This is a genomic window from Agrobacterium sp. RC10-4-1 (assembly GCF_014138475.1).
GTDB classification, from domain to species: Bacteria; Pseudomonadota; Alphaproteobacteria; order Rhizobiales; family Rhizobiaceae; genus Agrobacterium; species Agrobacterium pusense.
On sequence record NZ_JACJIT010000007.1, the window covers coordinates 90,237 to 103,512 of the forward strand.

At 60.1% G+C, this 13,276-nt stretch carries 11 protein-coding genes; 2 read left to right on the forward strand and 9 right to left on the reverse strand.

Features of this window, described 5'->3' with window-relative positions:
- Positions 1 to 204 precede the first annotated feature (204 nt).
- The gene (locus tag FHW77_RS19185; RefSeq protein ID WP_004443775.1) at positions 205 to 591 is read right to left on the reverse strand and encodes an AGROH133_08824 family phage infection protein; all 387 of its coding nucleotides are present in this window, start codon (positions 589 to 591) and stop codon (positions 205 to 207) included.
- An 81-nt stretch (positions 592 to 672) separates the two neighbouring features.
- Positions 673 to 2,889 carry a primosomal protein N' gene (locus FHW77_RS19190; protein ID WP_004443777.1) on the reverse strand — a complete coding sequence of 739 codons (2,217 nt, stop codon included), beginning with the start codon at positions 2,887 to 2,889 and terminating at the stop codon, positions 673 to 675.
- Between the two features lie 121 nt (positions 2,890 to 3,010).
- Here FHW77_RS19190 and FHW77_RS19195 point away from each other — a divergent pair, with 121 nt between their 5' ends.
- Together FHW77_RS19195 and FHW77_RS19200 are read left to right on the forward strand one after the other, a co-directional pair.
- Positions 3,011 to 3,958 carry a tyrosine recombinase XerC gene (locus FHW77_RS19195; protein WP_081859601.1) on the forward strand — a complete coding sequence of 316 codons (948 nt, stop codon included), beginning with the start codon at positions 3,011 to 3,013 and terminating at the stop codon, positions 3,956 to 3,958.
- Between the two features lie 81 nt (positions 3,959 to 4,039).
- Positions 4,040 to 5,134, forward strand: a complete 1,095-nt coding sequence (locus tag FHW77_RS19200; protein ID WP_004443784.1) for a TraB/GumN family protein — start codon at positions 4,040 to 4,042, stop codon at positions 5,132 to 5,134.
- Here the strand turns inward: FHW77_RS19200 and FHW77_RS19205 are convergent.
- From FHW77_RS19205 to FHW77_RS19235, 7 genes are all read right to left on the reverse strand, one after another.
- On the reverse strand, positions 5,112 to 5,606 hold the full coding sequence (locus FHW77_RS19205; protein WP_004443786.1) for a DUF2867 domain-containing protein: 495 nt from the start codon (positions 5,604 to 5,606) through the stop codon (positions 5,112 to 5,114). The genes FHW77_RS19200 and FHW77_RS19205 overlap by 23 nt on opposite strands.
- Before the next feature lie 79 nt (positions 5,607 to 5,685).
- Positions 5,686 to 6,186, reverse strand: a complete 501-nt coding sequence (locus FHW77_RS19210) for a cytochrome b (protein ID WP_004443788.1) — start codon at positions 6,184 to 6,186, stop codon at positions 5,686 to 5,688.
- Positions 6,187 to 6,313: 127 nt separating this feature from the next.
- Entirely contained in the window at positions 6,314 to 7,720 is a 1,407-nt protein-coding gene (gene lpdA, locus FHW77_RS19215) for a dihydrolipoyl dehydrogenase (RefSeq protein ID WP_004443790.1), read from the reverse strand.
- Between the two features lie 66 nt (positions 7,721 to 7,786).
- Positions 7,787 to 8,428 carry a LysE family translocator gene (locus FHW77_RS19220; protein WP_004443793.1) on the reverse strand — a complete coding sequence of 214 codons (642 nt, stop codon included), beginning with the start codon at positions 8,426 to 8,428 and terminating at the stop codon, positions 7,787 to 7,789.
- 13 nt (positions 8,429 to 8,441) lie between these two features.
- On the reverse strand, positions 8,442 to 8,855 hold the full coding sequence (locus tag FHW77_RS19225) for an MAPEG family protein (protein WP_004443796.1): 414 nt from the start codon (positions 8,853 to 8,855) through the stop codon (positions 8,442 to 8,444).
- Positions 8,856 to 8,925: 70 nt separating this feature from the next.
- The gene (gene odhB, locus FHW77_RS19230; protein WP_004443800.1) at positions 8,926 to 10,152 is read right to left on the reverse strand and encodes a 2-oxoglutarate dehydrogenase complex dihydrolipoyllysine-residue succinyltransferase; all 1,227 of its coding nucleotides are present in this window, start codon (positions 10,150 to 10,152) and stop codon (positions 8,926 to 8,928) included.
- A gap of 53 nt (positions 10,153 to 10,205) precedes the next feature.
- Positions 10,206 to 13,202, reverse strand: coding sequence for a 2-oxoglutarate dehydrogenase E1 component (locus FHW77_RS19235; protein WP_004443801.1), 2,997 nt, complete (start codon positions 13,200 to 13,202; stop codon positions 10,206 to 10,208).
- Positions 13,203 to 13,276: the final 74 nt, after the last annotated feature.

A 13,276-nucleotide genomic window follows, 5' to 3' on the forward strand; every position in this document is an offset into this window, starting at 1 on the left:
CTTGAAATCGTTTCAATTTCCCCGAAAAAGACCGGAATTCCCCCCTGCCTTTTCCCAATTTCGCGGTCCGTCTAGCATAGGATGCCGGGACTCGCAACACGCGTAATAGCGGAAAGCGCCGTTTGGGCAAGGGGGAATGCGTTAAATTTTCCGATTTCGCTCAGGATGCGGTGCCTGTGCGGCACAAAAGGCAAAAACCCGGCTTCACACCAGCCCGAACACGTAGCTCAACGAGAGTGCGGCGAGCAGAAAGTGCACAACCAGAAGTAAGAGATTCCGCATGGTTGCGCCACCATCCGAGAGGATGGAGAGTATCCCGCCGAAGACGCTGAGGCCGAATGCCGCACCGAAGGCGAGATAGACCATGGGCTGGGCGAGAAGCAGGGCGGCGGCGCCGAGGCCCAGATAAAAGCCGGCAAGCGACGAGCGCACCAGCGCATAGCCATCCCGACGTTCGCCGGCGGGCAGCAGACCGAAAGCGCGAAGCGTCAAGCCGGGTGCGAACATGAAAAACAGCCCGATGATGGCTGATACCACCGCCGCGCCGAAGGCCAATTGTTCGCCGAACTCGGTCGGAAAATAAAACTCCATATCGTTCCCCAAATCATTCTGTTTCCCGCTGGCGTTATGACACGGTCATGACAGCAGGAAAAAGCCCTTCTTTGCTAAAGTTCAAAGGAAACTTTGCGGATCGATATCCAGCTGAACATGCACGCTGCCGCGCTCTTTAGGGCCATTTGCCAGAAGCGTTTGCAGGAACGATTGCATGTCGGAGTTGCGTCGCCCGTGCACCAGCAACCGGAAGCGATGGCGGCCGCGGATGAGCGCGAGCGGCGCTTCCGCCGGGCCAAGCAGCATGATGCCGGTTACCTGCGGGGCCGCAGCCCGCAATCCACGCGCATGTGTCTCCGCCTCTGCGCGCGTATCGGCTGATACGATGATCGAGGCAAGCCGTCCGAAGGGCGGCAGGACAGCCTTTTCGCGCTCCACGATCTCCCTCTCGTAAAAAGCCGAGGCGTCACCGGAGACGATCGCCTGCATAACCGGATGCTGCGGCTGATAGGTCTGGAGCAGGCCATGACTCTTGCGCCCCGTCCGTCCGGCGCGACCCGTCACCTGCGAAAGCAGCTGGAAGGTTCGCTCCGCCGCACGCGGGTCGCCATTGGCAAGGCCGAGATCGGCATCGACGATGCCAACGAGCGTCATCAGCGGGAAGTTATGCCCCTTGGCGACGAGCTGCGTGCCGATGACGATATCCGCCTCGCCTTTGACGATCGCCTCCAGCTCCAACCGCAACCGCTTGACGCCCATGAGATCGGAAGAGAGCACGATGGTGCGGGCATCGGGGAAATGTTTCTCCACCTCTTCGGCGATGCGCTCAACCCCCGGCCCGCAGGCCACGAGATGATCGAAGGTGCCGCATTCCGGGCAATGGTCGGGCGTCGGCTCGTTATGGCCGCACTGATGGCACTGCAACTGATTGCGGAAACGATGCTCCACCAGCCAGCTGGAACATTGTGGGCACTGAAAACGATGGCCGCAGACGCGGCACAGCGTCAGCGGCGCATAACCGCGTCGATTGAGGAACAGCAGCGCCTGCTCGCCCTTCTCGATCGTCTTGCCGATTCCGCGCAGCAGAACGGGTGACAGAAACCCTCCCCTTTCCGGCGGATGGCGGCGCATATCGACAAGATGCAGATCGGGCATTGCCGCATCGCCGAAACGCGTATGCAGGTGAATGGTGTTGTAACGCCCCGAACTGCCGTTGACTTGGCTTTCCACCGAAGGCGTGGCCGAAACCAGCACGACGGGGAATTCGGCGATACGCGCCCTCACCACCGCCATGTCGCGGGCATTATAGAAGACACGATCTTCCTGCTTGTAAGCGGGGTCGTGCTCCTCATCGACAATAATAAGACCAAGATTGTCGAACGGCAGGAAAAGCGCCGAACGTGCCCCAGCCACCACCTTCACCTCGCCGGTCACTGCCTGCCGCCAGACCTTTTCGCGCATACGCGGCGACAGGTCCGAATGCCATTCGGCCGGCTTGGCGCCGAAACGATCCTGGAAACGCTCCAGAAACGCCGCCGTCAACGCGATTTCGGGCAGCAGGATGAGGACCTGCTTGCCTTGCCTGAGCGTCTCGGCCACGGCCTCGAAATAGACCTCGGTCTTGCCGGAGCCGGTCACGCCATCGATCAGGGAAACATGAAATCCACCCTTGCGCACATCCTCGAGAATCTCCGATGCCGCCTGTCTCTGAGGGCCTTCCAGACGCGGCTCGACATAATCGGGGTCAGGCTCGGGCACCACTGGCGGCGCGGGCAGGAATATCGTCTCGAACACGCCCTGTTTGACAAGCCCGTCGATGACGCTTGTCGAAACACCTGCAGCGTGGGCAAGCCCGCTCTTCGTCCAGCCGTGCGCTTCGGCCGCCAGCTCCATCACCCGTTCGCGGGCGGGGGTCAGGCGCTCCGGCCTACCTTCGGTCAGCCGCAGCCCCTCGATCATCGGTTCGGGATCGAAAGCGGCGGGCGCACGCAACGCCATGCGTGCCACGAGGCCGGGCGGAGAAAGCGTATAGGCGGCGACCCAGTCCACGAAGCGGCGCATTTCCGTCTTCATAGGCGGGCACTCGAAACTCTTGGTAATGGGCCGCAACTTCTTCGGATCGACAGCTTTCTCCCCGGTTTCGTCCCACACCACGCCGAACACCTGCCGGGGGCCAAGCGGCACCTGAACGACGGAACCAGTTTCCACCACCATATCTTCAGGCACGGCGTAGCTATAGGGCCCGGGTGCCGGCATGGGCACAAGAACGGGCACCGTGCGCGTGGGCGACGGCGGGTCGAACAGAGCCCCAAACAGATCGGACGAATCTTTTGCCATGATGTGGCGACCATGCCCCGGCGACAGGAAAAAGGAAACCGCCCGGATGTAGTGGCCGCGTCACGCAAAGTCCACCTCTTAACCAAATGCTGACCATAAGCGCATAGTTTCGAATTGTGGAATGGAGCGCCGCGTGACCGAAATCCTGACATTTGCCGAACCCGACCTGCTCGCCGAGCGCCAAGCCTGGCTGAAGGCGCTTGCAGGCGAGCGCCGCCTCTCCGACAACACCGTCGAGGCCTATGAGCGCGATACGCGTCAGTTCCTGACGTTCCTGACCGGCTACATCGGCAAACCAGCCTCCATAATCGATATTGCCGATCTGCGCCCCGTTGATCTTCGCGCCTTTCTGGCCAATAGACGCAAGGAGGGCGCCGGCGCGCGGTCGCTTGGGCGGCATCTGGCGGGCCTGCGCTCGCTACTGCACCACCTGCAGAAAAAGGGACTCGTCAATGCCGCCGGCGCCACCGCAATGCGCGCGCCAAAACAGCCGAAATCTCTGCCAAAGCCGCTGACCGACCGTCAGGCGCTGAAGATCACCACGGCCGAGGCACAGTTGAACGAAGAACCCTGGATTGCCGCCCGCAACGCTGCGGTCCTGTCGCTGCTTTACGGCTGTGGCCTGCGCATTTCCGAGGCACTGGGTCTTACCCCGGCCGATTTCCCACCCGGCGCGCGCAGCCTGCGCATCACCGGCAAGGGCAACAAGACGCGGATCGTGCCGCTGCTCGCAGTGGTGACGGAAGCGGTCGATACATACAAAAAGCTCTGCCCCTATGCCCTGTCGGCGGACGAACCGATGTTCCTCGGGGCACGCGGCGGCAAGCTTCAGCCTGCCATCATCCAGCGTGAAATGCAGAAGCTGCGCGGCGCTTTCGGCCTGCCGGAAAACGCCACCCCGCATGCGTTGCGCCATTCCTTCGCCACCCATCTTCTGGCCGGCGGTGGGGATCTGCGCACCATTCAGGAACTGCTCGGCCATGCCAGCCTCTCCACCACACAGGTCTATACCGGCGTCGATACGGCGAGACTGTTGGAGATCTACGACAACGCTCACCCACGTGCATGATGCAGGAAAATGGTTAACCATAGGCATTAACCAGACGTCCAAACCGCCGTTCTATAAGCGAAAAAGAACCGGATTGGACCGATGCACAGCCTGATAAAGCCTCAAAATCTCACCGCCACGCTGATGGGCAAGACCGGCGACGCGCTGCTCTGGCTGCTGGCCGCCCTGCATGTCACCGCCGTTGCCATCCTGCTCGTGACTCTACTGTCGCTCAGCCAGGCGGAAGCCGCCGAGCAGACGATCACCTGCGCGGGCAGCGACATTCTCGTTGACATGCGCAAGACCGATCCTGAAGCCTTCGCCAAGATCGAACAGGAAGCGGCAGCGATCCCGAACGGCAAGGGCAATTTCTGGCGCATCGAAAAGGCAGATACGGCCCCATCCTATCTTCTCGGCACCATGCATGTGACCGATCCGCGCGTTCTAGAGATGCCGGCCGCCGCCAGCGCCGCCTTTGAGAAGGCAGCGACTGTCATCGTGGAATCGGACGAGATCCTTGATGACAAGAAAATAGCGGCATCCCTGCTGGGCAAGCCCGAACTCACCATGTTTCTGGACGGCAAATCGATCACCGACATCCTGCCGCCCGACAATGTCGCGCGCCTTGAAAAGGGCCTGAAGGAGCGCGGCATTCCACTCAATGCCGTGTCGCGCATGAAGCCCTGGATGCTCTCGAGCTTCGTTGCCCTTCCCGCCTGCGAGTTTGCCCGCAAGGCAACGGGCCTTTCCTTTCTCGACAAGAAGCTTGCCGAAGATGCGGTTGCGAACGGAAAGCGCCTCGTCGGGCTGGAGACCATGGTCGAACAACTGACAGCCATGTCCGAACTGCCGATGGAATTTCATCTGCAGGCGCTTATCGAAACGCTTGAGCTTGGCGACCGCATGGATGACGTGATGACGACCATGACCGATCTTTACGTCGCGGGCGACATCGGCATGACCATGCCGATGCTGAAAAGTCTGGATCCCAAGAAGGCCGCCGACAACGATAAAGGCTACGCCGCTTTCGAACAGCGCATCATCACCGATCGCAACCATGTGATGGCGGACCGCTCCACCAATGAGCTTGCCAAGGGTAATGTCTTCATGGCCGTCGGCGCGCTGCACCTGCCGGGCGAAGGAGGCCTCGTGGAACTGCTGCGCGCGAAAGGCTTCACGCTGACGCGGGTTGAGTGACCGGAACAGTTCCTGTTTCGACGGGCCGGATAGAGGCGCAGAACGGTCGCATCGTCGCAGGCACGATGCGGCGGTGAAACGGACCAACGAGAAGAAGATAAAACCGACCGAACAGGTTCTTGCGCCGGACAATGGTGGTGACGCTCGCCAGCTGGCGGTCTGCCGCATCTTCGAGATCGATGACGATGCGAAAATCGAGGTGGCGGTCATCAAAGCCGAGGACTGTTCGCTCTGGCGTGGAGGTGATGACCGGGAACCCGCCCGCCGAACTGCCCGCCGCCAGCTCGACCGTTTTTAAACCAACCATCGAAACGATACCGTTTCGAAGCGACATCAGGCCGCTGATCCATGCCGGAGGATGCTCCAGAAAAAGCCTGCTCATATCGAGCGATGACGTTACCGGCGTTGTCAATTCACCCTGAAAGCAATCGTACCAATCGGCACGTGGCAATATATCTTCAATATTTGGCATTTTTGATCCCCAGCCACTCCTTTGCAACAAGGGAAACATGCCGTTTTTACGCGGCAGGGGGAACGTGACAAACCGCCGCTCAGCCGTGTGTCATGCGCCGGAGGAGATTGGTGCGCCAATAGAACTGGTGAACAAGGACAGCCGCGACATGGCCCGCGATCAAAACCCACATCAGCACCTTGAACGGGCCGGAGTGCAGCTCTCCTGCCGCGCCTACGCCAAAGTAATAGGCGGCGATGCCGGAGAGTGGCAGGATGAAGAACAGCGCGTAAAGCGTAAAATGCGCCATCTTGGCGGCAATATGCGCGAAACGCGGCTCTTCAGGCGGATGTGACGGAACGCCCTGGATCAACCGCAGACAGAGGCGCAGTACCGCAAGAAACAGCACGGCGAAGCCGACATAGGCATGGATATTGGCAGAAGAAATCTGATCTGGCGTCACTGTTTCACCCCGCCGCATCAGCCGGTAGGCATGGGCCATGGCATCGGGAAACAAGAGGTTGAAGAAAATCAGAAGCGCCATTGTCCAATGGATGACACGCTGCGGAATGGAGAAGGAAACTTGAGTGGAATGCGCCATTTTATTGCCTTTTATCAAAAGGTTAGACAGGCTTTAGCGCGAGTATGAGAAACCCCGGCCTGCATGGCAAGCCGGGGTTCAGCAGATGACGGAAATTTAATATTCGAGCGTCGGGCTCAAATGCCGATCACATGTGGATCGGCTTGAAGAACGTTGCCAGCGCCGCTTCCTTCACGGCTTCCGACATGGTCGGGTGCGCATGGCAGGTACGGCCGAGATCTTCCGAGGAACCGCCAAACTCCATCAGTACGGTGATCTCGTGGATCATTTCGCCAGCGCCGAAGCCGACAATGTGACCGCCGAGAACCCGGTCGGTTTCCTTGTCGGCAAGGATCTTCACGAAACCATCCGTCACCTGCATGGCGCGGGCGCGGCCATTGGCGGTGAAGGGGAACTTGCCAACCTTGTAAGCGACGCCGGCGGCCTTGAGTTCCTCTTCGGTCTTGCCGACGGAAGCCACTTCCGGCTGCGTGTAAACGACTGCCGGAATGACGTCGTAATTCACGTGACCGCGCTGGCCGGCAAGGATTTCCGCAAGCGCAACACCCTCGTCTTCCGCTTTGTGCGCCAGCATCGGGCCCTTCACCACGTCGCCGATCGCATAGATGCCATCGACATTGGTCTTGTAGTGGCCGTCGATTTCAACGCGGCCACGGCTGTCGAGCACGACACCAGCTTCGGCAAGGCCGAGACCTTCGGTGTAGGGCTTGCGGCCGGTGGAGATCAGCACGACGTTTGCTTCCAGCGTTTCGGCAGCGCCGCCCTTGACCGGCTCGAACACGACCTTGGCGCCGGCAGCGGTTTTTTCAACAGCCGTTACCTTTGCGCCGAGCTTGAAATCGAGGCCCTGCTTGGCGAGCAGACGCTGCGCCTGCTTGGAAACCTCGGCATCCATGCCGCCGAGAATGTTGTCGAGATATTCGACGACGGTAACCTTGGCGCCGAGACGCGACCAGACCGAACCGAGTTCAAGGCCGATGACGCCGCCGCCGACAACGATCAGCTTTTCCGGAACCTTGGAGAGAGCGATTGCGCCGGTGGAGGACACGATGACGCTTTCATCGATATCAACCTGAACACCCGGAATGCCGGCAACGTCAGAACCCGTGGCGATGACGATATTCTTTGCTTCGATTTCCTGTGTCTCGCCCTTGTCGTTGGTGACGGAAACCTTGCCGGCCGACACAACCTTGCCGGTGCCCTGGAAAGCATCGATCTTGTTCTTCTTGAACAGGAAGGCAACGCCATCGACATTGGCCTTCACCACGCCGTCCTTGTGACCCATCATCTTTTCAAGGTTCAGCTTGGGCGCTGCAACTTCGATGCCGAGCGAGTCGACACCATGGGCAACATGTGCGAAGGTTTCGGACGCGTGCAGCAGCGCCTTGGAGGGAATGCAGCCGACATTGAGGCAGGTGCCGCCATAGGTCGCGCGCTTTTCGATGACAGCGACCTTGAGGCCCAGCTGCGCCGCCTTGACCGCGCAAACATAACCGCCGGGGCCGGTGCCGATTACAACTACATCATATGCCATGTTCTGGTTCCTGCTTTATAGGGGCAAGATATCGGATCATTGCCCAGCTTCCGTTTGACCTGAAACTCAGGCCGCTTTTTCCGTTGCGAGTTTTATACCGAGGGCGATGAAAACCACCCCGCTGGTGCGGTCGATCCATTGGCTGGCGCGCTGAAACGCGGCGCGCATTCGTGGTGTCGTCATGAACAGGCTGACGCCAACGAACCAAAGGATGAGGCAGCTTGCCATGACGAGACCGTATCCGAATTTGATGCCAACGGGCGTGTGGGCGTGAACCACCGTCGAAAAGATCGACAGGAAGAAAAACACCGGCTTGGGGTTGAGTGCATTGGCCGCAAAACCGAGCGTAAACGCCTTCAGCGCCGTCTGACTGCTTTTCGCCTGAACGCCTTCACCTTCGGCAGCGGGCAATTCGGTCTTGCCAGCGCGCAGCGCCTTGATGCCGATATAAATCAGATAGGCGACACCCAGCCATTTGACGATGTTGAAGAGATAGATCGACTGGGAAATGATCAGGCCAAGGCCGAGGATCGTATAGGTGACATGGAACATCAGCGATGTCCCGACGCCGAAGCTGGTGATGATGGCCTGCTTGCGCCCATGCACCATCGCCTGACGCATTACCATGGCGAGATCGGCGCCAGGCGACACGATCGCGAAGGAGAAAATCGCCATCAGGGATGCAAGTTCGATGAGATATTGATGCATCGTAAAGCAGCCTTCAGAACATCAGCACGAAAAACATGAGTGCCAGCCCGAGCATCGACCCCAGCCAGACGAAAGACCGTATATAGGGGACGCCCGCCAGATAGAGCGGAATGTAGATCACCCGGCAGATCAGCCAGATCCAGGCGCCAGTGAGCGCCAGACCGGCAGGATCACCCGCCATGATGACCCCGAAAGCGAGCGCCAGAAAAGCCGGGTATGTTTCCCGGAAATTCGCAGACGCGCGTGACGCACGGCCGGAAAGCCTGCCCTGCTGCTCTCGGCTGCCATCCCTCGGGCCGGCATTCCATTCAAGCCCGAATTCCTTGGTCGCCGTCATCCCCTGCAACATGACGTGCACGACGAGGAGAAGGACGCTCAGACCGACAAGCGGCAAAAAAGGCGAGGCGGCTAGAAATGTCGGCTGCACGTCTGCTCTCCCTGTTAGACTTCCAGCGGGACTTCACTTGAAGCCCCGCTGAAACGAAAAGCAAGAGCGATTAGAGATCAAGAACCAGACGTTCCGGATCCTCGAGGCTTTCCTTGACGCGAACGAGGAAGGTCACGGCTTCCTTGCCGTCAACGATACGGTGATCGTAGGAGAGCGCCAGATACATCATCGGGCGAATGACGACCTGACCGCCGATGGCGACCGGACGCTCCTGGATCTTGTGCATGCCGAGAATACCCGACTGCGGTGCATTGAGGATTGGCGAAGACATCAGCGAGCCGTAAACGCCACCATTGGTGATGGTGAAGGTGCCGCCCTGCATGTCGGCCATGCCGAGCGAACCATCGCGCGCCGCCTTCGCAAGACGGCCGAGTTCCTTTTCGACGCCGGCGATGGAAAGCTGGTCGGCATCGCGGATGACCGGAACGACAAGACCCTTGTCCGTGCCGACAGCCATGCCGACGTGACAATAGTTCTTGTAGATGATGTCCGTGCCGTCGATTTCGGCGTTGACGGCAGGCAGTTCCTTCAGCGCGTGGGTCACGGCCTTGGTGAAGAAGCCCATGAAGCCGAGCTTGACGCCATGCTTTTTCTCGAACACGTCCTTGTAACGGTTACGCAGGTCCATAACCGCGCTCATGTCCACTTCGTTGTATGTGGTGAGCATGGCGGCGGTGTTCTGCGCGTCCTTGAGGCGCTTGGCGATGGTCTGACGCAGGCGCGTCATCTTCACACGCTCTTCGCGAACCTGATCCTGTTCGGCGGAAACCGGACGCGGTGCAGCAGCAGGAGCCGGAGCGGCCGGAGCCGAAACGCCCTTGGCGACAGCAGCGAGCACATCACCCTTGAGCACCTGGCCACGCTTGCCGGAACCGTCGACCTGATCGGCAGACAGGTTGTTTTCAGCAAGCAGCTTGCCAGCGGCAGGTGCCGGCGGCATGGCGCTGGCGGCGGAAGCAGCGGGGGCCGGAGCGGCGGCCGCGGCAGCAGCAGGCTTTGCCGGTTCGGCAGCCGGTGCGGAGGTCGCAGCGCCGACAGCACCTTCGGCGATCTGGCCGAGAAGCGCGTCGAGCCCAACGGTCTCGCCGTTCTGCGCAACGATTTCAGTCAGAACGCCAGAGGCAGGCGCCGGGACTTCGACGGTAACCTTGTCGGTTTCCAGTTCAACGAGAGGTTCGTCGGCCTTGACGGTGTCGCCGACCTTCTTGAACCAGGTGCCGACGGTCGCTTCGCTGACGGATTCGCCGAGGGTTGGTACGCGGATTTCAGTGGCCATGATCTAGTTCCGTTATTCAGGTGTCTTTTTTGCGGGGCGATGCGGGAGAGTTCTCACTCTCCCAGCGCGTCTTCCAGGAACGCAGCAAGCTGCGCCAGATGCTTGGACATCAGGCCGGTCGCCGGAGAGGCGGCAGCCGGACGGCCCGTGTAACGGACCTTCTGGTACTTGGCGTCGATATGCGCCAGGACCCATTCCAGGTAAGGGTCGATAAACGACCACGCACCCATGTTCTTCGGCTCTTCCTGGCACCAGACCATCTCCGCATTGCGGAAGCGCGACAGCTCGTTGATGAGCGCCTTGGCCGGGAACGGATAGAGCTGTTCGATACGCAGCAGATAGATATCGTCGATGCCGCGCTTCTCACGTTCCTCCAGCAGATCATAATAGACCTTGCCCGTGCACATGACGACACGGCGGATTTTCGAATCCTTCTGCAGCTTGATCGGGCCGTCCTTAATGACTTCAGCATCGTCCCACAGGAGACGGTGGAAGGAGGACTCGCCTGCAAGCTCGGCCAGCGAAGAGGTCGCGCGCTTGTGACGCAGCAGCGACTTCGGCGTCATCAGGATCAGCGGCTTGCGGAAGTCGCGCTTCACCTGGCGGCGCAGGATGTGGAAATAGTTTGCCGGCGTCGTGCAGTTGGCAACCTGCATGTTGTCTTCCGCGCACATCTGCAGCCAGCGCTCCAGACGGGCGGACGAATGTTCCGGACCCTGGCCTTCGTAACCATGCGGCAGAAGGCAGACCAGACCGGACATGCGCAGCCACTTGCGTTCACCCGACGAGATGAACTGGTCGAACACCACCTGTGCGCCGTTGGCGAAGTCGCCGAACTGGGCTTCCCAGAGCGTCAGCGCATTCGGACGGGCGAGCGAGTAACCATATTCGAAACCAAGGACGGCTTCTTCCGAAAGCATCGAGTTGATGACTTCGTAACGGGCCTGCGTCGGCGCGAGGTTCGCGAGCGGGATGTAACGCTCTTCGGTTTCCTGATCGTAGAGAACCGAATGGCGCTGCGAGAAGGTGCCGCGTTCGCAATCCTGACCGGAGAGGCGGATCTTGTGGCCTTCGACGGCGAGCGAACCGAAAGCAAGCGCTTCCGCCATCGCCCAATCGATGCCTTCGCCGGTCTCGACCATCTGCGAGCGGTTTTCCATGAAACGCTGGATCGTTCGGTGGGCGTTGAAACCCTCGGGAATGGTCGACAGTTTCTTGCCGATTTCCTTCAGCTGCTTCATCGGCACGCCGGTCTTGCCGCGACGCTGCTCATCCGCATTGTCGGCGGCACGCAGGCCGGACCACTGACCGTCCAGCCAGTCGGCCTTGTTCGGCTTGTAGGACTGCCCCGCCTCGAATTCCTGCTCGAGATGGGCGCGCCAGTCGGCCTTCATCTTTTCGAATTCGCCTTCGCTGAGCAGGCCTTCGGCGATCAGACGGTCGGCATAGATGCGCGCGACGGTCTTGTGGCCGCGGATGACCTTGTACATCTTCGGCTGCGTGAACGCCGGCTCGTCGCCTTCGTTGTGGCCGAAGCGGCGGTAGCAGAACATGTCCACGACGACGGGCTTGTGGAACTTCATGCGGTATTCGGTGGCAACCTTGGCCGCATAGGTCACAGCTTCCGGATCGTCACCGTTGACGTGGAAGATCGGCGCTTCGATCATCTTGGCGACGTCGGACGGATAGGGCGACGAACGGGAGAAGGCCGGGTTCGTCGTAAAGCCGATCTGGTTGTTGATGATGAAGTGCATGGTACCGGCAACGCGGTGACCGCGCAGGCCGGAGAGGCCGAGAATTTCAGCAACCACGCCCTGGCCCGCAAAAGCGGCATCGCCGTGCAGAAGCAGCGGCAGAACCTTGGCGCGCTCGGAAAGCGGAATGACATCGCCTTCCCACACCTTGGCCAGCTGGTCCTGCTTGGCACGGGCCTTGCCCATGACGACAGGGTTGACGATTTCAAGATGCGACGGGTTGGCCGTCAGCGACAGGTGAACCTTGTTGCCGTCGAACTCGCGGTCGGAGGAGGCACCAAGGTGATACTTCACGTCACCCGAACCTTCGACGTCGTCTGGCTTGAACGAACCACCCTTGAACTCGTGGAATACGGCGCGGTGCGGCTTGCCCATGACGTTGGTCAGAACGTTCAGGCGGCCGCGGTGGGCCATGCCGAGAACGACTTCTTCGAGACCTTCCTGGCCGCCGCGCTTGATGATCTGCTCGAGCGCCGGGATCAGCGATTCACCGCCATCGAGGCCGAAACGCTTGGTGCCCTTGAAACGCACGTCGAGGAACTGCTCATAACCTTCGGCTTCGACCAGCTTTGACAGAATCGCCTTCTTGCCTTCGGCCGTGAAGGCAACGCCCTTGTCCGGACCTTCGATGCGCTCCTGAATCCAGGCCTTCTCTTCCGGGCTGGACATGTGCATGAATTCGACGCCGATAGTGGAGCAATAGGTGCGCTCCAGAATATCGATCATCTCGCGCACGGTCGCATATTCGAGGCCGAGCACGTTATCGATGAAAATCTTGCGGTCGTAATCGCTTTCTTCAAAGCCGTAGGACTTCGGCGAAAGCTCGTTATAGTCCTCGACGGCAACGGCAATACCGAGTGGATCGAGCTTGGCATGCAGGTGGCCGCGCATGCGGTAGGCGCGGATCATCATGATGGCGCGAACGCTGTCACGGGTCGCCTGCAGCACTTCGGCTTCGCTGACCGGCTTGCCGGTATCGGCGCTCTTGGCCTCAGCCTTTGCCTGAACCTTCTTTTCGATGGCCTTTTCGACCGTGGCCCAGTTGCCATCAAGTGCGGAAACCAGGTCGCCATTTGCCGGGATCGGCCAGTTGGCACGCTTCCAGGAGGCGCCCTTGGCCGCCTTCTTCACATCTTCCGGATTATCGGACAGTGCCTTGAAGAAGCTCTGCCACTCCGGCGACACGGAAGAGGGGTCCTCTTCGTACCGGGCATAGAGCTGCTCGATATAGGCTGCATTCGCGCCGTCCAGAAACGACGTGATCTGAAACTGCTCGTTCGCTTCTTGCCTTGCCATTGTGTTCTTGCGGACTTGTCCGTCCGCCTCCTCGATGCCGTTAGGGCCGTTCGACCGGCCTGCCGCTTTGATTA